The sequence below is a fragment of the Butyrivibrio sp. AE3006 genome (assembly GCF_000424165.1).
Lineage (GTDB): Bacteria > Bacillota > Clostridia > Lachnospirales > Lachnospiraceae > Butyrivibrio.
Window position 1 is genome coordinate 355,627 of sequence record NZ_AUJJ01000001.1, and the last position, 21,439, is coordinate 377,065.

Here is a 21,439-nt window from a genome sequence, read left to right on the forward strand (position 1 = left end):
TTTTTGGGAAAAGGATGGGGAACTTATGAACGAGAAGGCAAAGAGACTTAAAGATAGCATGGAGCAGCGAATTGTCGGTAAAGGTGATGTGATCGAAAAGATCATCATATCAGTTTTAGCCGGCGGTCATGTTTTGCTTGAAGATGTACCGGGTGTTGGTAAAACATCTCTTGCAAAAGCGCTTGCTGATTCGCTATCTGTTTCTTTTTCCAGGATTCAGTGTACCCCTGATACTACGCCATCAGATATTACGGGACTTTCTGTCTATAGCCCTGCTGATGGTAATTTTTCGGTCATTCCAGGACCAGTAGTAAATAACATTATTCTTGCTGATGAGCTTAACAGAACATCCCCTAAGACTCAGTCTGCGCTTCTTGAAGTTATGGAGGAGCACAGGGTTACAATTGATGGTAAAGAGATTCCGGTCCCTGAGCCTTTTATGGTGATAGGAACTCAGAATCCCGCAGAAATGGCAGGAACCTATCCGCTTCCAGAGTCCCAGATGGACAGGTTCATGATGAGGCTTTCTGTTGGATATCCGGATGCCACGGCTTCTGAGGATATGGCGAGACGTTTCCTTGAGGGAGAACTTCATGAGGAGACTCATCCTGTACTTACGGGGGATGAAGTTATTGCCATGAAAAAAGAAGTGGAAAAGGTATCTATCCATGAGAACCTCAGAGCATATGCTGTAAGTATTGTTGAAGCAACAAGGAACAAGGCTGAGATTTCATGCGGAGCATCCCCGAGAGCTCTGCTTTCCATGCTAAGATGCGCACAGGCAATAGCATATATAAATGACAGGAATTACTGCATCCCTGAGGATATTGCAGGGGCTGCAGGACTTACTATACCTCACAGACTAATGCTTTCAGCTGAGGCAAGACTCAGTCGTATAACCAAGGAAGATTTTGTCAGGAAGATTCTTGAACAAGTGAAGGTGCCATGAATATTACTGTGAATAAAAAGGGTGTGATCATACATCTACTTGTTGTCGCAGCGAGCATTGTATTTGCCAGTTTTTACGGAGGCCCGGTTTCTTATGCATTGCTCTATGCGGTATTATTTCTTGTGCCTTTTTCGGCATTATATATTTTTCTAAATTACAAATTCTTACGTATTTTCCAGGAAATAGAAGTTCATAAACTAACCAAAGGTGAAGACCATAATTATCGTGCCACCATAGAAAACGCGGGATTTCTCCCGATTCATAAAATGCGCATGTTTGTTTTTGACGACAGGTGCAATCTCTATGAGATAGAAGACGGTCAGAAACTATCTCTCGATATCCATGAAAAGAAAGAACTGAATTCGGGAATCAGCTGCAAATATGCAGGCTCCTATGATGTGGGAATAAGACGCGTTGCTTTTACGGATCCCTTTAATATTTTTACTGCTGAATTTGATATCCCATATACCTTCAGGGCTGTTGTCAGTCCTCAGATAACTGATGTGGCAAATCCTGTTTTGGAACTTGAGAATCTCATAAACAGTACGGGACTTAAGAGTAACAGGATCTATGAAGATACGCCAGGAAGCGATTTTAGACCTTATCAGAGGGGAGACGCACCTGCCGCGATCAACTGGAAGGTATCTGCAAGGCTTGGAACTCTTATGTCCAGAGTTCCTGACAAAATTGAGAAAAGACGGGTTACTATTTTGATGCAGGCTGCAGATGTTCCCGAGAGGGAGCAGGATACGGAGTTTTTGAAAAAGAGGGATTACTTCCTTGAGTTTGCCGTATCTGCTGCATGGCACTTCGGGGAACAGGGTGTTCCTGTGAGGCTGATATATCCTTCAGGAGCAATCGTCACCACCACAGTGGATTCCTATGATAGTTTTTTGGAGTTTTACGGTAAAGTTGCAGATGGTATTTTTTACAGATCAAAAAAAGAATTTGATGAGATCATGAATATGGCAGAGGATCAAAGGAGTAGCAGTTATGCTTACGACACAAGGATCATCATCAGAGAAGATCCGGGGCCGGGAGAAGATAACTACGTTATTTGCGGATGAATTAAAGATTCATCTTTTTGTGCTCTCTCTGGTCATAATATCTACAGAGATTTTTCTGCTTCTAAAGGGCGACACAGTAGACCTTGATAGAGGCTTCTTTGTCATGTCTGTATTTTCGTTTTTCGCATTTTTTACTGTGCTTGAGTATCTCTTTGGAATATTCGTAAATAGTAGCGCAGCATCTGTTTTTCCGCTCCTTCCGTCAATGCTTTTATATTTGCTTCTAAGGGATATGGAGGCATGGCCTTACCTTGATGTGGCGGTAATTGTGGCTGCCATTTTGAGAATAGTTTTTGTTTTTATGTGGAAAAGAGAGTATGTGCTTCTATGGGGAAGTTTTGTTTTGAATGTGGCAGCATTGCTTTTGCGCTTTGTGTGGAGAGCATTTAGAGGGAAAAATTACACGGATAAACTGCTTTTTATCTGTCTTGTCGTAATGACTCTGGCTGCAGTTCAAAAGCTTATCTATGCATGGAAGGAGGAAGCTTTTCCTTTTTACTATTTCGCTTTATTGGGAATTATAGTTCTTGCGATACCTATGGGAGATGCGCCAATTGACTGGACTCCTGTTGTTAATGCAGGAGAGAGACTTGTAAAGAACGTAAGGAACGCCGCGGATGATGTGGCGTATTACCTGTCCTTTTCCTTTGGCGAAGGCTCATATGTTGCCGGCTACAGTTCACTAAATGTCACAGGTAACAGTCTTGCAAAATCAGAGAAGGATCAGCTTATTCTGAGAACAGAAGAGAAGCCTTTTTATTTTTATACCGATGATGAAAGCACAGTTAATATGAAAATGCGTCGTACTGTGTACCTTCAGGGCGGTCGGGGCGCAGATAAAAAGCAGCTTGTAAGCTTCATAAAGTTCCTGTATGACAAAGGCGTAAATAAAGAAATGGCGGGACTTTTTTCGCAGCTATCACACATAGATATTGAGTATGCATATCTCGATACCACAGATGAGATAGTGCCGGGGAATTCATTTGAGGTCAGCAATAAAGATGGTATCGTTGATGGCGGTACCGGTAAGTCCAAACATAAAAAAGGATACAGTCTGAGTTCGAGATTTATCGATATTGATTATGGTAGTCCCTACCTTATTGGACTTTTTAGAGATAGTGAGAGTGATGTTTCAAATTTAGAATTTACCTATGATGTAGCCTGTGAATATGTGAATGAGCTATATGGAACACATTTTGACAGATTTGTTGACAGGCAGGAGTTTGATGAGATTATTACTGAGATAAATGCAGATGGCATGTCTTATGTTGAAGGCGAGACCTTAGGTGGGCAGCATAATAACAGAGCTGAGTATTCATATTGCTTAGAAACAGATGGTGCCAGTGACAGAATGATTAAGCTTGCTGACGAGATCACATCGGCTGCGGCTAATGAATACGATAAATGTAAAGCAGTCGAAGGTTATCTGAGGCAGTATACCTACAGTACAAATGCGGTCGGTGGACATAACCCTGATTCGGATATGAGTACTTCTGAAGGCATGAGTGACATAGCGGACAGATTTTTGTTCGAGACGGAGCAGGGGTACTGTGTTCATTACACTGCTTCTATGATAATGCTGCTGCGGCTTTTAGGGATTCCTGCAAGAGCATGTGTTGGCTACAGATATGCATTTCCCTTTGATGCTCAGGATGAATATGTGGTCAGCAGCAATAATGCTCATATCTGGCCTGAAGCATATTTAAAAAATGTAGGATGGGTTCCATTTGAGCCAACGAGTGCGTACAGTACAGCAATTGATCACACATGGCACAGAAAAGCAAAGGAAGAGCCTGAAATAGAGATAGCAGATGCTTACAGCTTTGAATATCCTGAAATGGAACTTCCTGCAATTCCTGAAGTGGATGCGTCATTGGAGGTGGGAGAAGACGTCGAAGTAGTGGAAGAGAAGCTGGCTGTAAGTATATTTAAGATAGCATGGCCTGTCGCGCTTAGCATTGTTCTTCTTTTGATACTGCTGGTTGCAGGGAACTCGGCCATAACCGGATTTAAATATAAGTATGGAACCCCGGAGAAAAAGCTTTTCATGGATGTTGAAGCCATAAAGAAGATCATTAAGAAAAAGGCAGAGGATGATTTCGAAGACCGTGGTCTTTTATCTGATTATCTGGAAAAAGCGCCGGAGGATGTCAGAGGTGACCTTGAAGTTGTATTTGGCGCATATTACAGGATGATCTACGCCGGAGATTGTGCTTTAGGAATTTCACCTGAGGAGAATAATCTTGCGATGAAGGTAAGAGAAATGCTAAGCAAAAGAGAATAGTTTATAATATTTTTATATTTTAGGTTTTGTTAATGGTGTAAAATTTACCCATATTGTTTTTATGAGGGAGGAATTTAATATGATTTTAGTTTTGGTTGTTCAGTTGGTGATCTTTTTTCTTGTGCTGAAATGGCTTCTGAATAAAAAGACATGGGAGCCATATTCAAAAAAGTCAGTTATGAGGAATTAAAATGAACACTTTAATAAATAATATTTTGGAAAGCCATAAAGATGAGATAGTTCAGTATATGTCTGAGAATCCCGGTACGTTTATTTGGTCTATGATCATAGTTATTTTGATTACAGTTTTGATTTTGGGGTTCTATTTTCTTATTGGCTGGATATGTTTAAAAATCAGTAAAAAGATCTTTGCGGCCATAGAAAAAAAGAAAGGTAAAAAGATACATCTTCAGTTTGCAGAGAGTCTGGTCAAGCTTGCCATTATTATTATATTTATTGTAATTCCTCTTGGCGGAGACAAAATAGGGCACTCACTACTTGGAAGTGCTGCTGTTTTGGCTGCTGTAGTAGGCTTCGCTGCGCAGGATGTAATAAAGGATATTCTTGCAGGTATTCAGATAAGTGTTTATAAGCCTTTTGATCTTGGGGACAGGATTGAACTAGCAGACGGGACATCAGGTATAGTTGAAAGAATCACTATGCGTCATATAGAACTTCGATTGATAGATACAATCGTGTTGATGATTCCAAACAGTGTCATAAATACCGAAACAATAAAGAATTACAGTTATGATTATGTTCCAAGATCCGTGCAGTTTAGTTTCCCTGTAGATTATAAAACTGACATCAAGAAAGCCAAGCAGGTTATTTTTGATGCCATAGAGGAGAGCCCATATTCTTATCCCGGCAAAAAGTCAAAAAACGGTGAAATGATATACGCTCCCGTTTATTTCATAGCCATAGATGATAGCTCACTTAACATGAAAGTAACTGTGTATTATAAACCGGGTACAGCTACAGAGGTTTTAAAGGACGACATAAATACAAGAGTATTCGAGGCTCTTGAACATGCAGGTATCGAGATACCGTATCCACATACAAGTGTTGTTATGAGAAATGAACCCGTCCCCCTGGACCAAAATCTGCGAAAGGAGAGTTAATATTGGACAAATTTCTTGGCAATGCAAAGAATCTGTATGGCCTAAAAGAATATGAACTAAGTAGAGTCCCTGGCCATGAAGGCGGAAGGAATCAGATTTATATTTGCAAAAGAAACGGAATACCGGAATATGTTTTGCGTTTTTCAGTGCTTGGTGACAGAAAAAAGAATGATTATTTTGCAGAGGCAGAGTTTGTTCATTATCTTGCAGAAGCAGGAGCTCCTGTGGCGGATGTGATTTCTTCTTTAAACCAAAATCTTGTTGAGTCTTTCACTGAGGATGGAAAAGAGTGCTTCGTAATGCTGTTTTCTTTTGCTAAAGGAATGCTGATTTCAGATAATGGATACAGGTACAGAGAAGGGGCACCACTTGATGAGTACTTCTACAACACGGGTAAAACGCTTGGCGCAATTCACAGACTTTCGAAGGTATATAAGCCCGTGAACAAAAGAACGGAGTTTTTTGATAAATACAATCAGGGGTATATCGAAAAAGTGATACCTGATGAATATAAGGATCTCAAAATAGCGATCGGAGAGCGCCTGGAAGATTTTCACAAGCTTACTGTGAATGAGAGTGTTTATGGACTTGTGCATTTTGATTTTAGTGATGGAAATTACCATATTGATATGAATACCGGCGACATCACGGTATTTGATTTTGATAACTGTATGTATTGCTGGTACATGTTTGATCTGGCTAATCTCTGGATCCACGGAACCGGATGGTTTCAAAATGAGCCGGATCCCAGAAAACGCATGGATGGGATGAAAGGCTATTTTGACACAGTACTGAACGGATACAGGAGCGAGACTGATATTTCTGACGAGGAAGTTTCTAAGCTACAGCTGTTCATTGATATGGTGCTGATTGAGAACATAGTTGACGAATTTGAGTGTAGTGCGCATGAAGGAGAAGAACTTGATCCTGAAGATATCGAAGATGCCGCAGAGTGTCTGATAAAGCATATACCATATGCGGGATTTATTTGATGGTGTTAATGAGAGGTTGTAAATCATGATCATTGGGAAAGTGTGCCTGCTGACAAACGATGTACGGAGACTGGCAGATTTTTATAAAAGGCTGCTGGGGGTAGAAAATAACAGCAATGATGACACTCATCAGTTATTTTCTCAGAAGGGACACAGCTGACTATCTATAATGACGGAACCAAAAAGAATAATGCCATTGGTGTGCTGTAAATATGAGCTTTTACAATCCAGACAATAACGTTATTTATTTCAGGCAGTTGTAGTAGATTTTTGAGCATGGAGAGATTTGTTATATCCAGATAGGAGGAAAGAGCAATGATACGCATACTATTCGTCTGTCATGGCACTCCGAAGGGATGATAATGCAAGCTTTTGCATAATGGGGCAAAGTTTAGCAGGCTATGGCAGATAAAAAGAGAGATACTACCGAACTTACTACTAAGGCACGTAGTATCTATGCTTAATGAATAGTATTTGATTCTATTTAAATTTGTTGAAAATATAGCCGATTTATGGTACTATAATAGTGATCTGAGCGAAAGCTCTTTGGATCACCGCAGGCGGGAAGAATTTCCCGTCATTTTTTTTGGAGTTAATGACTATGAAAGAACTTAGCATTTTTATTGATGAGTCAGGTGATTTTGGAGAAACAAGGGACATAAGAGATTATTATCTGGTGACATTTGTTTTCCATGATCAAGCTAATGATATTACAGAGAATACAATTAAGCTTGAAAATAGCGTTAAAGAATCAGGATTGGATATTGAGTATATTCATACTGGCCCAGTTATTCGTAAGGAAGGAATTTTCAAAGATTATTCTTTAGATGAAAGAAGGCAGCTGATTTATAGAATGTTCAATTTTGTAATGAGGTGCCCTATAAATTTTTGCACCGTGGTCATCAAGAGAAAAGAAGCAAATGACAGAGTTCAGCTATCTGGTAAACTTGGAAAGGCTATAAATGCTATGCTTGCTGAGCATATGGATTATCTTAATGAATATGATAAGGTAATCGTTTATTATGATAATGGTCAGAGAGAGCTTGGCTCAATTCTTAATGCCATTTTCTCTATTCAGTTATCAAATGTTGTATTTAGAAAAGCAGAGCCACAAAAATATCGTCTCCTGCAGGCTGCAGATTTTTTGTGTACTATCGATCTTCTTCAAATCAAAAGGGATGAAAAACGCTTAAGCAAGGGCGAACAGCAATTTTTCTATAAGCCCAACGAGCTTAAGAAGACGTTTATTAAAGGTATAAGTAAAAAGAGAATATGACATATTTGAAGAGGCTGTCCTGTTAGGGCAGCCTCTAAATTATTTATAAGGCTTTAAATGGCATAAAACAGCATGTTTCCGGCAATTATTTAATTGCAGTGCCCTCTCGTTACTAGTACAATATATATTGTTGTTTAGTTATGTAAAGAGGAAACTATCGGGATAATAATATGTTGAGATTAGAAAAAGTCAATGGGAAAAATGTCTGGGAATTGTTGAACTTACAGGTATCAGATAATCAGAAAAGTTTTGTGGCAGCTAATGATATCAGCATCATTGAGGCTTATACAGCAATTACTGGAAACGGATACGCGTTCCCTTTTGGTATCTATGATGGAGAGATACCGGTCGGTTTTCTAATGATTGGATTTGACAGCGATGATTATTGGCAGGATGCACCAGAGATTGCTTATGGTAATTATAATCTTTGGCGTTTGATGATCGATAAACAGTATCAGGGCAAAGGATACGGACGAGAAGCAATAAAGCTGGCTTTGGATTTTATTAGCACAAAACCTTGTGGTGAAGCTGATTATTGCTGGCTTTCATATGAACCGGAAAACAAAGTAGCTGCTTCTTTATATAGTTCTTTTGGCTTCAAGGAAACTGGGGAAATGGACGGCGAGGAAGTTATTGCAGTTTTAAAACTGTGAATCAAATCAAAGATGGAGAGCTTATAATTATTTGAAAAAAAATAAAAGCGGATGGATTGTTCAATGCTATTAGGTTAAGATAATCTTAACGAAAAAACGAAGAGGACAACTTTTCTGTAAAAGGAAAAGTGGCCCTCTTTTTGTAAAACTTTTACTCATAATATGATCCATGAAATAAACGTGGCAGGGTAATATTCCCTGCCGTTCGGTGAACCAAAGACCGTTGTGGTCAGCTCAATTAGATAATATCAAATACAGGGATTATGTCAATATAGGCGCCTGGCGGTTTTTTCGCTAATTTAGAAAGCCAAGATGCTCGAAGGCTCTTAACTTAATAGCATTGATGGATTGTTCATGAGTATTTAGATATTTCAGAAAGCGATATTGACAAATATAAGAATGCCACGGCAGAATTCCAACAAAAGTCTTGGAATGGTATTTGGGGGCGCTTTCGTAGAATGTTATCATAAAAAAGTATTGTCAACCATAGTTTTGGGAAAAAGGTTTGTCGAATGAACAATTTGGGAAAAAGGCTAAGAGAAGCAAGAAATAATATACATATGCATCAAGCTGTTGCTGCAGAGAGTATGCAAATGTCGAGACCCACGCTCAGTGCTATTGAAACTGGTAAGAGACAAGTAACAGCGAATGAATTGGTACAATTTGCCGAGTTATACAAAGTTGATGTTAGCGAACTTTTGTATGAAAACGGTGATAGCAATAGAAAAAGGCTGATGGAGTATTATCAGAGATTTGCGGCTTTATCAGAGGAAAAGCAGATCGAAGTCATGCAGTTTATAGATGATGTAGAAGAGTAATTATTTTTGGAGGGGAGTTTTGAATATCAAGGAAAAGTTACTGGGGCATGGTAAGAAAACAATAACATTGGAAGAGATTAAAACTATTATGAAAATAAGCATAATGGATGAACAGAGTGCGTATGAACAGATTTCAGAAATGATAATGGAAGAGATTATTAAACCGGTCAAGTCGTCAGGCAAAAACGGCAATATATGCTATCCGTTATATAAAAAATACAGGATTTTGATAAAAGAAGAGGCTGATAAGGACGCCATCGATGAAATAAAGAGGCTCCATCCTCTGTTACTGCAGAGCGGTTATCTGTCGGCTAACCCAATGGAATTTCAAAGGAACAGAGCTGTTATCGAAGGGCTTAGTGCCTTCTTGTTCGTGGATAAGGACGAGATTTTTGTATCCAGGAAAGAGCGTTCCTTTGAGATATTTGGACATGAAAAAACGCTTGATGACAGCATGGTCAAAGCTCTTTTACGAAAGCTGCAGATTACAGAGTCGGAGCTGAGATTCTATGATACCCCCGAGTACTGCTTTCATGATTATATTCCGGTCAGAAAGGAGCACATGATGCTTTTAATCTGCGAGAATAAGGATATCTGGTTTAATATCCGAAGGCGTATGTTTGAGGACGGCGTAAAAGGCCTGTTTGGGATACCAATTGATGGAGTTGTTTATGGCGAAGGTAACAAGGTTTCTGACAGAACAGGAGCACTTGAAGAGTATGTTAAATTCATGGGTGAGCCTGATGTGAAATTCCTGTACTGGGGAGACATTGACAGAGAGGGCTTTGACATATTCAGAAGGACTAAAGATGCCAATGACAGGCTTGATATATCTTTATTCGTGCCCGGATATAAGAAAATGATAGAAAGAGCAAAGAATATTGAACTGGAGGATAGTCCGTCTTCCAAGAAGCAGGGCATGCGTTTCGATGATCTTATCAATGAGTTCTCCGATGATGAAAGGAACCTTCTATCGGACATATTTGAGAATAATAAGCTTATTCCACAGGAGATAATATCATACAAGTATTTGGAAGAAGGTTGCTAGTCGACCACAGCGAGTCACGAGCTGATGAGAGACTGTATCCGTAATGAAATGGAGGTGAAGATTGATGCTTCGTTCTGACATAAAAGAGATGCTTTCGGATTTTCAGAACAGAATGAAGTTTATTGATATCGTCAGGAGTATCACTGTTACAAGCTATCCGGATGATATAAAGAAGATGTTCGGTGGAGATTATGATTATATAAACAACCTAGTAGTTGCTGTTCTTTTGTATATCAAGGAACGTACTTTGAGTGACAGACAGTCCTGTACACTTAAGGATATTGCAGGATTTCTTGACAGCATAATTCAGATTGTTCCTGAAGAATATGAAATTGACACTTATAAACTTGCCGGTTTTATTGTTGTAAATGTTCTTCAGAATAACGGAAAGCTCATTGAATATAATACTTTTTACGCAGATTCAGAAAGCTTTAAGAAGATGCCAATTCGCCTTGTCAATGAGGAAAAGGGTTCTTATCATCTGACAGATGATGTTTTTGACTTCCTTTACAGGTCTAAAGAAATAGAGTCTGAACTGGATTATTCTGTAACCCGCTTTAAGATGCAGGAATACATGAAGCGTAAGAATTATTCCGAGGCACTTTCCCAGAGCAGGGAGCTGGTTGCAAGGCTCCGAAACATGAGTCACAGCATGGATGATTTCATAATGCGATGCCGGGAAAACATTGCAAAGATAACAGTTGATGAATACGAGAGAATAGTGGGCCAGTTCAGAAACCTTATGTATGATGAGCAGAAGGAACTGGAAGAGATTCAGAAGAATGCCCGCAAGGAGGCAGAGGCCATAAGGAGCGCACTTGAAAATGGTGCTGATACTGAAGAAGCCAGGAAAAATCTGAAATCTCTTAATGAGATCAATAAGAATCTGGATATTACCATATTGGAGCAGCGGTCCCTTATTAATGCCAAAAGCTCTGTTTCGGAAAGCTATAAGCAGATGCTGCGGGACAGCTTTGTTATAAAAAGCTTTGAACGTATGAACTTTGAGCAGGACATTATGGTGAAACTCCGAAAAATGGGAGATGGACTGGGGGATGCAGTATATACAATCATGGAGCCGCTACTCAGTCCGGAGTTTGATAAGAAATTCAGTATAGAAAACTTCTATGCAGCCTGCGGAACCATAAGTAATGAGGAAGAAGACAAGGGGCTCAGCATAGATGATGCTGACATAAAAGCTGAGGAACTGGGCAGGAAAAGAAATGAAATATACATGGAGATATGCACAGCGTTTTTTGCATTTCTTCAGAAAGAAAGCTCTTTTGAGATAAAGAAGTTCATAAGGACGCTTTCAATGGATGAACTTATGAAATGGAATAAGGAAAGCGCTCTTCCTAATACACTTATGACCATATATCAGAAAAGAGAGATTGATTTTGAGGCGCTCCATGGCGATGAGAGTTTGTTTGCTAAAGAACCACTTGGCGAGTTCGACCTTCTCTGGGTTCTTAGCAATATGCCACAGAATTATCTGAACATGAAGAAAATAACATTTTTTACATCTGATCAGAAATGCGAGTTTACTGTGGATGATGGGGAAACGCAGGTGACAATAGAAATGACTAATTTTACAGTTGAGGTAGAACGATGAATAAAAATGCGCTTAAGCTTTATCATGAGCTTATGAAAAAAGGCTGGATTGACCGCGATGAAAACAGCGTATTATGGAGCTTTGTAGAGGATCCGGAAGCAAGGGATGAACTCGATCAGATGGGTGCAGAACTTGGATTTGAAATAATGCCTGCACAGAACAGAATATATATGGTCCCAACCCAGGACAATGATCTGTTTCTTAAAAACAATATTGATTACAGGTCTGATATCAAGGCAGGCAATGATGTAAGGACGAGGGACCTGTATCTGCTAAATTATCTTGCTATTTACATTTTGTATATATTCTTCAAGGGTGAGGGCTCAGAGGCACTTGTCAGAGACTTCATCACAAAAGAAGAGCTTATAAAGGAGTTTACCGATCACTGTCTTAGCGTAACTCAGAAGGGCGTAGATGGTGAGGATAAGGCAGAAGACTTCAGTGAGAGCTTTTACATGCTGGCTGAGGACTGGCTCGGTAAAAAGGAAGGGGATCCGACAAGCAGAAGAGTAGATGACCGTTATGGTGTTGTAAATAAAATTATTCTTAAGCTTCGGGCAGATGATCTTTTTGTAGAGGGCGATGATGGAAGAGTGGCTCCTACTAAGAAAACAAAGGATCTTATGCCATATGTTCTCAGGAAAGAGCGTGTTCAGATGATAAACTCATGGATTGAGGGGGACAAACATGCCGCAGATAAATAAGATCAGGATTGTAAACTTTAACTATAATGATGGCAACCGTTTTATCCCTGATGAATTATATGATCTTTCCTCAGATAAGGGAGAGGCGCTTAATTCACTGTTTAACCTGAATAATGGTGGCGGTAAGACAGTCCTGGTACAGCTTATGATGCAGCCTGTGCACCCCAGGGCAATGGCAGGTGGAAGACATATTGAGGATTATTTTGGCCGCCCTGGAGATCATTCTTTTGTACTTATAGAATGGAATCTGGACGGAAGTGATGACAAGCTATTGACAGGTATTGCCATAGCCGGAAGTGCCAGCGAGAACACTGATGAGAGCCTGAGGGGAAATAGCATCAGGTACTACACCTTTAAGACTGTTTATGAAAACAGTTATTCTTCCTACAGTATAGCGGCTTTGGAGCTTTCCAAAAATGAGAACGGGAAGTATGTACCTGCACCTTTTGCCTATGTAAGGGAAAAGGCTAAGGCCAGTAGAGGTATTCTGGAAGTTTATTCATCCGATGAAAGTACTAAATGGACGAAAGAGCTTTCCGAATATGGCATTTACAGATCTGAGTGGGAGACGGTAATAGAGGCTCTCAACAAGGATGAAGGTGGACTGAACCAGTATTTTGATGATGCAAAAACATCTGACAAACTGATCGCCAAATTCTTTATTCCGGCCATTGAGAATAAAATGAAAAGTGTGGCTTCAAACGGGATGGATTCATCCCTTGAAACCATGCTTATCAACTATGCAAAAAGAATCTCAGAAAAAGAAGTTGTCATCAGGGAAAGAGATACTAACAGAAGGTTGATTACAGATTTATCAGAGCTTGGGGAGATGAGCGACAATCTTTATAATGCGGGGGAAAAATTATCGGATAGTATAGGTGAGGTCTGTGGTTTTAAGGCTTCCATTGGCAGGAAAATCGGGACCATAGATGAAAGTATATATGGAACTGCAAAGGAGATCCATAGTGTAGATTCCAAGATCAGACATATAGAACATGAGGAAAAATCCAAAGAATACTACGAAGCCAGTGGTGAATATGAGGAAGCTGCTAATGCTCTTTCGGATGCAAAAGAAGCTCTCGATCAATCCAGGGAAGAAACAAGAGTAAAAAAGCATGCTGAAGAAATACTGCAATCAGCAAGGCTCTACAGGCAGATTTTAGAGGCTGACAGCCAGATAACGGCATATAAGAAACTTATTGAGGAAAAAGAAAACAATTCTAAGGATGCGGAAACTGTAGCAAAGCTGAAATACTCTTGCCAGTTGAAGGCCAAAAGTGAAAGCGAAAACCTGTCACAGAGTATTGCCCAAAAGGATGAACAGATTCAGAGTAAAAATGATGAGCTCAATGATAGTAAAGATGAAATGGTAAAGTCTGAAAAGCTATGGAGTGATGCGAAGGAGAAACATGCGCAGTTTACTGCCAATCTGAGTGCTTCAAAAGATAATACTGATGCCAAAGTTAATGCATTAAAAATCGAAGCGGTAAGAATGCTGGACGGATTCTACTCTGAAAAAGATATAGAAGATGTGCGGATTAAGCAGGATGCTAATCGTGAGCAAACTGCCGTCTCCATAGCAAAAATCCAAAATGAAATAAATGCTATGGATGACAGGAAAAATGAAATCCCTGATGAACTGGCTGATGTAAAGCTTAAACTTGGCAGGTTGTCAGAAGAGAAGAAAGCCGCAGAGGATGCGCTTTCAGAATACAGAACACTATTGGATTCACTTATACATATCTGCAGCAAATATAGCCTTGAAAATAGCACTATTTTTTCCGGTCGTCTAAAAAGTGTACTGCAGGAAGAAATAGAAATGACCGGCGCAAAGATCAGAAAGCATGGGCAGGACAAGCAGTCTTTGGAAGAAAGGCTTACGGCAGCGAAAGAAGGTCATGTTCATATTCTGCCGGATATCATGAAATATGTGGTGTCCACAGGAGTGGGGTGTCAGACCGGTGAAGAATATATTACAGGTCTTTTAGAAAATGCTGCCATTTCGCAGGAAAAAGCCAAGGATATTATGGAGCGACACCCGGAATTTGCATTTTCACTTCTTTTCAATAATGAAAAAGATATGGAAAAGCTTCTGGCGGCGGGGAATGTGGAGTGGCTCCCTGCCTCTGTTCCGCTTTTTACTATGGAACAGGTGAATTCTCTTATGTCAGGGAACATGGAAAGTGCTTCTCACCTGGCTGCTTATGACAAAGAATATTTTGCTGACAGATCAGGTTATTATGGCAGATTGGAAGATGAAATAAGAGTCAAAGAGGAAAAGTTGCAGCGTCTTAACGAAAGGCTGCGGGACAGTGAGGAAGAGAAGAAACTCGTAGAAAAGTTTGATTATTCTGAGGACTGGAGCTCGTTACAGGAAAAAGCTATTGCCGGGCTACATGAGAAAATATTTTCTTTAGAGGGCCGAAGGAAAGAACTGGAAGAAGAACAGGGGAGGATAAAGGAAAAAATTGATGCCCTTAAGGATGATCTGAATCGTGAAGAAAAGCGTTTGCATGACCTTACCGTGTGGCTTGAGTCATTTGCTGAACTCAGTATAATGCTTGCCAAGGAAAATGAGTGGTATACAAAAGCACAGAAAGCATATGTTGCCCTGAAAGATGCAGAAAGCTCATATAAAAAGGTATGTGATACGGTGGCTAAGTGCCAGGATGAGCTGACATCATTTGAAAATGAACGTAAGCAGCAGGCTGATCACTTGGATCGCGTCCGCACAGTTTTAGAGAATACGGGTAGTGCAAAGGAAGCAGAAATCGTTGAAGGATCATTGGAAGAACTCTACTCTCAGTACCAGACTCTTCTGGGGAGTCTCAGTGAAAGTCTGGATAATCTCAGAGTCAGCCTTAATAAATCGCAGCAGGACAAAGCTGAATATGAAAAAGAACTTGGTGATTATGAGTGTGAAAAGGCCGAATATGAAGCGGTCCATTTTTCATCTGAAGCCCTCAAGAATGCCAAGGATGCAGTGAGAGCAGCTTCAGAGAAAATGGAGAATGCCAGGTCCATATTTGGAGAATGTAATGTGAAAGAGGCATCTGCCAAGCAGAGATATGATGCAGCTGGGAAAGCACTTGAAGATTTTGACGGTGTAGCTCTTCCACAAAATGAGATAGGAGAGGATTTCAAAGCCAGAGTAAAGGCCGCCAAACAGGAGATAAAGCAGTTAAACGAAAGGAAAGATTCACTCGAGCAAGAAAAGCATTCATTGGAGAGAATCTTTGATCGAGTAGGAGACGTCTTAAAGCCTATTCAGTTTGGAAACATAATAAAGACAGTTACTCTTTCCGAAAGACCGGATGTTCAGTGGGAGTCTATACATGAAAATCTCATCCATGTAGAGAAAACCTTCCAGGATCAGAAAGAAAAGCTTAAGAGCAACATAAGAACAACAGTAGATGAGTTTAAAGACATAGCACTTTCTGAAATAGTGAATAAACTTGCTGCCATCGGTGAGATGCTTGATGATTCAGGGATGAAGGGAGACCGGCTTTATACGGTCAGTGAGAGCATCAGTACAATGACAGCTTCCATAGAGAAGATTAACAGCAGGATTGAGACTGATCTAAGAGAAATTGAGAACGACTTTAATGACATCGTAGACCAGTGTATGAATCAGGGGAAGAGGATGTATCTTGACCTTCGTATGATAGCAGCCAGTTCAAAGGCTCATATTTTTGCGGGCAAGCCTCAGACGCAGATGGTAAAGATGGATCTTCCTGAGGAAAAAGAGATATCTGAGGAAGCATCAAGGGTTTCGATAAAGACTGAGATTGAGCAGGGGGCTAATGAGATAAAAGAGCTCCTTCGAAGCGGCGCTGATGAAAAGCAGATCCAGAAGCGCGCCAGAGCTTTAGTCTCAAGTGAAAGGCTTCTTCATAAGTACATACGCCAGGAATCCATAAAGATCAGGGTCTATAAGATTGATATGAACAGTGCAAACTCTGTATACAAGGGTTGGGAGGAGACACTGACACAGAGTTCTGGTGCTGAGAAATTTGTGGTATTTTTCTCAGTGGTACTGACACTCATGAATTATACCAGGTCATCAGCAGGGCTTGTCAGCAAAAACGTGGGGAGTGTGCTGATCCTTGATAATCCTTTTGGAAAAATAACCTCAGCGCATCTTTTGAAGCCGATGTTTGATATAGCAAAGCACTTCAATGTACAGTTGATTTGCCTGTCAGATATCAATAAGAGTGATGTTGTCGGCTGCTTTGATTGCGTTATCAAGCTTGTTATAAAGGCACAGAACCTTTCAAACTTCGAAATAATGACGCATGAGGGTAATGAGAGGATAGAGCATGGCTACTATAAAATCATGAACGGACAGATGAGTTTGTTTTGATGATAAAGACTTTTTTATTTGTTTAAACATATTAGTTGGAGGTATTCATATAGTGAATGAATATGGGGAAGTTATCATCTACCAAACAGATGATGGCTTAACGAAACTTAATGTAAATCTTCAAAATGAAACAGTATGGCTTACTATCGATCAAATGGCAGAATTGTTTCAGAGAGATAAATCAACAATCTCAAGACATATAAATAAGATTTTTAAAGAGGGAGAGTTGGTTAGAGAGGCAACTGTTGCATTTTTTGCAACAGTTCAAATCGAAGGTGGAAGAAAAGTTGAAAGAGATATAGAGTATTTTAATCTGGATGTTATTATTTCTGTTGGATATAGGGTTAAATCTAAGCGCGGTACACAGTTCCGAATTTGGGCAAATTCTGTACTAAAGGAGTATATCATTAAAGGATTTGCAATGGACGATGAGCGCCTGAAAGGTAATGGCGGTGGGAATTATTGGAAAGAACTATTAGATAGAATCAGAGATATCCGTTCATCGGAAAAAGTTCTTTATAGGCAGGTTCTAGATCTTTATGCAACCAGCGTGGATTACAATCCAAGAAGTGACGAGTCAATCCAATTCTTCAAAATTGTTCAGAATAAATTACACTATGCAGCACATGGTCATACAGCAGCTGAAGTGATTTATGAAAGAGCAGATGCTGAAAAGCCATTTATGGGATTAACTTCATTTGCGGGTGAGTTGCCCGCACTTAAGGATATTGGAATCGCAAAGAATTATCTGAAAGAGGATGAACTAAAAATTTTAAATAATCTTGTATCCGGTTATTTTGACTTGGCGGAGATTAATGCAATAGAGCATAAACCTATGTACATGAGTGATTATGTTGATCAACTTGATTCGATATTGACTTCTGGAAATAGAAAACTATTAAGTGGACCAGGGAAAGTTAGTCATGAAAAGGCTCTTAGTAAAGCAAAGGAAGAATACAGGAAATACCAGGAGACAACCCTTTCGCCTGTTGAAGAAGAGTATATGAAGAGTATAAAGGTTGTTGCCAAAGAAGCAAAGAAACAAAGCAGAAAAAAATAGGGATTTGCTATATTTATGAGGGTACTTGGGAAATAAAATATTTGGCAGTGCAATGCAAGTGATTTTGCACCCTGATTTGCACCTTTTGCCGGTCAAACTTTGCCAAATATTGCCAAGGATTGCCACGAAAATGAGAAAAATACGTTGGACAAAAATAGGCTTAAAGCCAGTAAATACGTGAGAATAGAGGTTTTTTATTAAGATGATAAGAATTTTATTTGTCTGCCACGGCATAGTACTAACAAAATGTAGCAAAGCCGTGTGGTGAGAACATTCTATTAAGAGATTATAATGTTTACCCTCGATTTACCCTTTTTGTTTTTTTAGAAAGTGCTTTGATTATCTAATATTTTGAATTGCAACTTGTCGTTAGGGTAATCGGGTAAACAACAATAATAAAAATGTCGGTTGACTGTATAGTTGATCGACATTATTTTATTGACAGTACGCATCGCGTATGCGTATACTGATAATACGCAATGAGTATAAAGGCATTGAATGAACGGGGTGACTTGCATGGATAGCAGAGATTATTTGATAGAATTAAGAAACAGTACTGGAATGTCGAGAAAAGAGTTTTGTGCGTATTTTGAAATTCCGTATCGTACACTGCAGGATTGGGAATTGGGAAATAGGAAAATGCCAGATTATCTTTTGAGATTGATGGCGTATAAAATCGAAATGGAAAAACTGGTGGGAAGTAAAAATGTAGAGAAAAATGGGGACAACGATGATGACAGATAAAGTACAATTATTTGAAAATCAACCTATTAGAACCGCATGGGTAGAAGATGAAGAGGAGTGGTATTTCTCAATAGTTGATGTGGCGGGTGTTTTAACTGAAAGTAAGGATCCGACTACATATTGGAGGAAACTAAAGCAAAGACTGAAAGAAGAAGGAAATGAAAGCGTGACAAATTGTCACGCTTTGAAAATGACTGCTAAAGATGGGAGAAAGCGATTTACTGATGTAGCAAATACTGAACAACTTCTAAGAATTATCCAGTCAATTCCTTCCAAGAAGGCTGAACCATTTAAGATGTGGCTTGCACAGGTTGGCCGTGAAAGAATAGAGGAGACGATAGACCCTGAGCTTACGATAGATCGCGCTTTGGAAACATATGCAAGACTTGGATATGACGCAGACTGGATTAATCAAAGACTTCAGACAATTCGTGCAAGAAAAGAGCTAACGGATCAGTGGAAAGGTCATGGTGTTAAGCAGGGAAAAGAGTTTGCTATTTTGACAGATGAAGTTACCAGAGCCTGGTCAGGCATGTCAACAAGGCAGTATAAGAATCTTAAGGGACTCAAAAAAGAAAACCTAAGAGATAACATGAGTACTCTTGAGCTTGCATTAAATATGTTGGCAGAAGCAACTACTACTGAGCTAACTAAAGTACATAATCCGCAGGGACTTGATGAAAACAAAACGATAGCAAAAAGAGGCGGACAGATTGCTGGAGATGCCAGAAAGAATATTGAGGCAGAAACCGGTAAGCCCGTCATCACAAGTCAGAATGCGATGCAACTTAATGATGCTGTTGTTGGGCTTATAGAGAACATTATAGATATCGAGTATGAAAATGATAATGAAAATGGAGAATGATGTACTTTTGCTTTGGGATAATTCATGATATGGTTATATAAGCGAGGTAAATCGTCGCAAACTGCATGAGGATGTAAGGCAGATGTTAAGCTGTCCGGTCCGGCGTTCTTGTTAGAAGGACATTCCAGATATGGGATGTCTTTTCGTTATAATAAAAAAGAAGGGCCCATTGGTCCTTCTTCCGGTCGCAGGCATCGCAAGTTTCTGCAACCTGATCACTGTTATTATATGCGCACTGATAATTGTTGTAAATATATAGCCAAAAGATAACGCTGATTTTTCTGTTGTCTGCCAACTTGCCGCCCGACTTGTGCGACTGAAACTGCAGTTTTTTCTGTTGCCTGCCAACTTGCTACCCGATATGTGTAGCTAAACTATCAGATTTTTAAGGTGTCAGCGCACCTAGAGCTTTGCTCCTAGCTATACATTAACAAATACAATGGCTAAGTCAAGCTTTTTTATTCAAAATGCGCACAAACAGTGAGGGTAAGCTTTGGAAATTTACCCTGTTTTTTACCCTTTTTGCTGACTACTTTACACCAAGATATGCCATCTTATGCGGTGTAAACCACAAAACAACAAAAATATGAAATGCGGGAAACCGCAGAAACAGAGGGCCTTAGAGCAATGATTAAGATTTTATTCGTCTGCCATGGCAATATCTGTCGATCAACAATGGCAGAATTTATTATGAAAGACATTGTGCATAAGCAGCATTTGGATGAGTTTTTCCATATAGAGTCGTCAGCGACACACACTGACGAAATATGGAACGGACAGGGAAGTCCTGTCTATCCGCCGGCGAGGGCTAAGCTTAGGGAGTACGGAATCGGAACTCCGGACAATGAGCTGGGAGTTTCTGAAAAAAGAGCAAGACTTACATCACGGACAGATTATGACAAGTTCGATTTCATAATCGGGATGGACAGTGCAAATATCAGAGATCTTAATAGGCTCTTCAGTGGAGATCCTGAAAATAAGGTATACAAGATGCTGGAGTTTGCCGATAGAAGCGGAGATGTGGCAGATCCCTGGTATACCGGGAATTTTGATGATACCTGGCGCGACTGCTCAGAGGGATGCCATGGCCTTTTTAGGGCTATTCTTATGGATCCGAAATATGCATCTCAGATGGGAGACGCAGAAGATATGGATGATCCTTTTGACGATTATGGTGATGACAGAGGATTGGTCCACGATGATTTTCCGAGAGGTTAATACATGATAAGAGATGTTGATTTAGAGAAAATTTCAGACGGCAAGCTTTACGATATAGGCGATATGGCAAAACTCGGTGTGGATGACTGCAGTGGTTGCCATGCATGCTGTTGTGGTATGGGAGATTCCATAACTCTTGATCCTTATGATGTTTACAGACTTGAAAAGGGTCTTGGTAAAAGCTTTGAAATATTACTTTCTGAAAATCTGGAACTTAGAGTAGCAGATGGAATCATTCTTCCATGCCTAAAGATGGACGGTGACGAGAAGTGCACTTTCCTTAACAGAGAGGGGAGATGCAGTATTCATCCGCACAGACCAGGTATCTGCAGACTCTTCCCTTTAGGCAGAATATTTGAAGATAACACCCACAAATATTTCCTTCAGATTCATGAATGCCATAAGGAGAGGCAGACCAAGATAAAGATTAAGAAATGGCTGGATACACCAGAGCTATCAAGCTATGAAGCCTACATAGATAAGTGGCACTACTTTTTAAAAGAAATCTCTGACAAAGCCCCGGAAATGCCGGAGGAGGAACTTAAGTCTATAAACATGCGAATTCTGCAGGAGTTTTTCATAAAGCCCTACAATGTGGAAGAGAGCTTCTATGCTCAATTTGAAGAGAGACTATCCGGTATGAAGTAACGCGCATAAATGCAGGC

Annotated in this window: 17 protein-coding genes; all 17 read left to right on the forward strand. The window is 39.9% G+C overall.

What is annotated here, in order from left to right; genetic code table 11:
* Positions 1-25 precede the first annotated feature (25 nt).
* The 17 genes from G603_RS0101325 to G603_RS0101420 all read left to right on the forward strand — a co-directional run bounded on the left by G603_RS0101325 (position 26) and on the right by G603_RS0101420 (position 21,422).
* A complete protein-coding gene (locus tag G603_RS0101325; RefSeq protein WP_026669076.1) occupies positions 26-949 on the forward strand; it encodes an AAA family ATPase in 924 nt (307 codons plus the stop codon).
* Positions 946-2,016 carry a DUF58 domain-containing protein gene (locus G603_RS0101330; RefSeq protein WP_026669077.1) on the forward strand — a complete coding sequence of 357 codons (1,071 nt, stop codon included), beginning with the start codon at positions 946-948 and terminating at the stop codon, positions 2,014-2,016. The genes G603_RS0101325 and G603_RS0101330 overlap by 4 nt, the downstream gene beginning before the upstream one ends.
* A complete protein-coding gene (locus tag G603_RS0101335; RefSeq protein WP_081669781.1) occupies positions 1,943-4,300 on the forward strand; it encodes a transglutaminase-like domain-containing protein in 2,358 nt (785 codons plus the stop codon). The genes G603_RS0101330 and G603_RS0101335 overlap by 74 nt, the downstream gene beginning before the upstream one ends.
* A gap of 191 nt (positions 4,301-4,491) precedes the next feature.
* Complete coding sequence (locus G603_RS0101345; RefSeq protein WP_026669079.1) at positions 4,492-5,421, forward strand: mechanosensitive ion channel family protein; 930 nt, start codon at positions 4,492-4,494, stop codon at positions 5,419-5,421.
* Positions 5,422-5,423: 2 nt separating this feature from the next.
* The gene (locus G603_RS18805; protein WP_051207332.1) at positions 5,424-6,413 is read left to right on the forward strand and encodes a phosphotransferase enzyme family protein; all 990 of its coding nucleotides are present in this window, start codon (positions 5,424-5,426) and stop codon (positions 6,411-6,413) included.
* 601 nt (positions 6,414-7,014) lie between these two features.
* Positions 7,015-7,689 carry a DUF3800 domain-containing protein gene (locus tag G603_RS0101360; protein ID WP_026669080.1) on the forward strand — a complete coding sequence of 225 codons (675 nt, stop codon included), beginning with the start codon at positions 7,015-7,017 and terminating at the stop codon, positions 7,687-7,689.
* 170 nt (positions 7,690-7,859) lie between these two features.
* The gene (locus G603_RS0101365; RefSeq protein ID WP_026669081.1) at positions 7,860-8,342 is read left to right on the forward strand and encodes a GNAT family N-acetyltransferase; all 483 of its coding nucleotides are present in this window, start codon (positions 7,860-7,862) and stop codon (positions 8,340-8,342) included.
* Positions 8,343-8,854: 512 nt separating this feature from the next.
* Entirely contained in the window at positions 8,855-9,160 is a 306-nt protein-coding gene (locus tag G603_RS18815) for a helix-turn-helix domain-containing protein (protein WP_035791541.1), read from the forward strand.
* A gap of 19 nt (positions 9,161-9,179) precedes the next feature.
* The gene (locus G603_RS0101375) at positions 9,180-10,208 is read left to right on the forward strand and encodes a Wadjet anti-phage system protein JetD domain-containing protein (RefSeq protein WP_026669082.1); all 1,029 of its coding nucleotides are present in this window, start codon (positions 9,180-9,182) and stop codon (positions 10,206-10,208) included.
* A 64-nt stretch (positions 10,209-10,272) separates the two neighbouring features.
* On the forward strand, positions 10,273-11,820 hold the full coding sequence (locus G603_RS0101380) for a hypothetical protein (RefSeq protein WP_026669083.1): 1,548 nt from the start codon (positions 10,273-10,275) through the stop codon (positions 11,818-11,820).
* The gene (locus tag G603_RS0101385) at positions 11,817-12,524 is read left to right on the forward strand and encodes a DUF6063 family protein (RefSeq protein ID WP_026669084.1); all 708 of its coding nucleotides are present in this window, start codon (positions 11,817-11,819) and stop codon (positions 12,522-12,524) included. The genes G603_RS0101380 and G603_RS0101385 overlap by 4 nt, the downstream gene beginning before the upstream one ends.
* A complete protein-coding gene (locus tag G603_RS0101390; protein WP_026669085.1) occupies positions 12,508-16,887 on the forward strand; it encodes a hypothetical protein in 4,380 nt (1,459 codons plus the stop codon). Before G603_RS0101385 ends, G603_RS0101390 begins: the two co-directional genes overlap by 17 nt.
* 52 nt (positions 16,888-16,939) lie before the next feature.
* Positions 16,940-17,947: a virulence RhuM family protein gene (locus tag G603_RS0101395; RefSeq protein WP_026524760.1), complete on the forward strand. Its 1,008-nt coding sequence runs from the start codon at positions 16,940-16,942 to the stop codon at positions 17,945-17,947.
* 516 nt (positions 17,948-18,463) lie between these two features.
* Positions 18,464-18,691: a helix-turn-helix domain-containing protein gene (locus G603_RS0101400; protein ID WP_026516141.1), complete on the forward strand. Its 228-nt coding sequence runs from the start codon at positions 18,464-18,466 to the stop codon at positions 18,689-18,691.
* Positions 18,681-19,556 carry a BRO family protein gene (locus G603_RS0101405; RefSeq protein WP_026669086.1) on the forward strand — a complete coding sequence of 292 codons (876 nt, stop codon included), beginning with the start codon at positions 18,681-18,683 and terminating at the stop codon, positions 19,554-19,556. Before G603_RS0101400 ends, G603_RS0101405 begins: the two co-directional genes overlap by 11 nt.
* Positions 19,557-20,183: 627 nt before the next feature.
* Positions 20,184-20,774, forward strand: coding sequence for a low molecular weight protein-tyrosine-phosphatase (locus tag G603_RS0101415; protein WP_026669088.1), 591 nt, complete (start codon positions 20,184-20,186; stop codon positions 20,772-20,774).
* A gap of 3 nt (positions 20,775-20,777) precedes the next feature.
* The gene (locus G603_RS0101420) at positions 20,778-21,422 is read left to right on the forward strand and encodes a YkgJ family cysteine cluster protein (protein ID WP_026669089.1); all 645 of its coding nucleotides are present in this window, start codon (positions 20,778-20,780) and stop codon (positions 21,420-21,422) included.
* The last annotated feature ends 17 nt before the right edge of the window (positions 21,423-21,439 follow it).

What these genes read in the sequence shown, in the direction of transcription:
- G603_RS0101360 (WP_026669080.1), top strand. Translation starts at nt 7,015, where the DNA reads ATGAAAGAACTTAGCATTTTTATTGATGAGTCAGGTGATTTTGGAGAA.
- G603_RS0101335 (WP_081669781.1), top strand. Translation starts at nt 1,943, where the DNA reads ATGCTTACGACACAAGGATCATCATCAGAGAAGATCCGGGGCCGGGAG.
- G603_RS0101385 (WP_026669084.1), top strand. Translation starts at nt 11,817, where the DNA reads ATGAATAAAAATGCGCTTAAGCTTTATCATGAGCTTATGAAAAAAGGC.
- G603_RS0101380 (WP_026669083.1), top strand. Translation starts at nt 10,273, where the DNA reads ATGCTTCGTTCTGACATAAAAGAGATGCTTTCGGATTTTCAGAACAGA.
- G603_RS0101390 (WP_026669085.1), top strand. Translation starts at nt 12,508, where the DNA reads ATGCCGCAGATAAATAAGATCAGGATTGTAAACTTTAACTATAATGAT.
- G603_RS0101330 (WP_026669077.1), top strand. Translation starts at nt 946, where the DNA reads ATGAATATTACTGTGAATAAAAAGGGTGTGATCATACATCTACTTGTT.
- G603_RS18815 (WP_035791541.1), top strand. Translation starts at nt 8,855, where the DNA reads ATGAACAATTTGGGAAAAAGGCTAAGAGAAGCAAGAAATAATATACAT.
- G603_RS0101345 (WP_026669079.1), top strand. Translation starts at nt 4,492, where the DNA reads ATGAACACTTTAATAAATAATATTTTGGAAAGCCATAAAGATGAGATA.
- G603_RS0101325 (WP_026669076.1), top strand. Translation starts at nt 26, where the DNA reads ATGAACGAGAAGGCAAAGAGACTTAAAGATAGCATGGAGCAGCGAATT.
- G603_RS0101405 (WP_026669086.1), top strand. Translation starts at nt 18,681, where the DNA reads ATGACAGATAAAGTACAATTATTTGAAAATCAACCTATTAGAACCGCA.
- G603_RS0101420 (WP_026669089.1), top strand. Translation starts at nt 20,778, where the DNA reads ATGATAAGAGATGTTGATTTAGAGAAAATTTCAGACGGCAAGCTTTAC.
- G603_RS0101415 (WP_026669088.1), top strand. Translation starts at nt 20,184, where the DNA reads ATGATTAAGATTTTATTCGTCTGCCATGGCAATATCTGTCGATCAACA.
- G603_RS0101400 (WP_026516141.1), top strand. Translation starts at nt 18,464, where the DNA reads ATGGATAGCAGAGATTATTTGATAGAATTAAGAAACAGTACTGGAATG.
- G603_RS0101365 (WP_026669081.1), top strand. Translation starts at nt 7,860, where the DNA reads ATGTTGAGATTAGAAAAAGTCAATGGGAAAAATGTCTGGGAATTGTTG.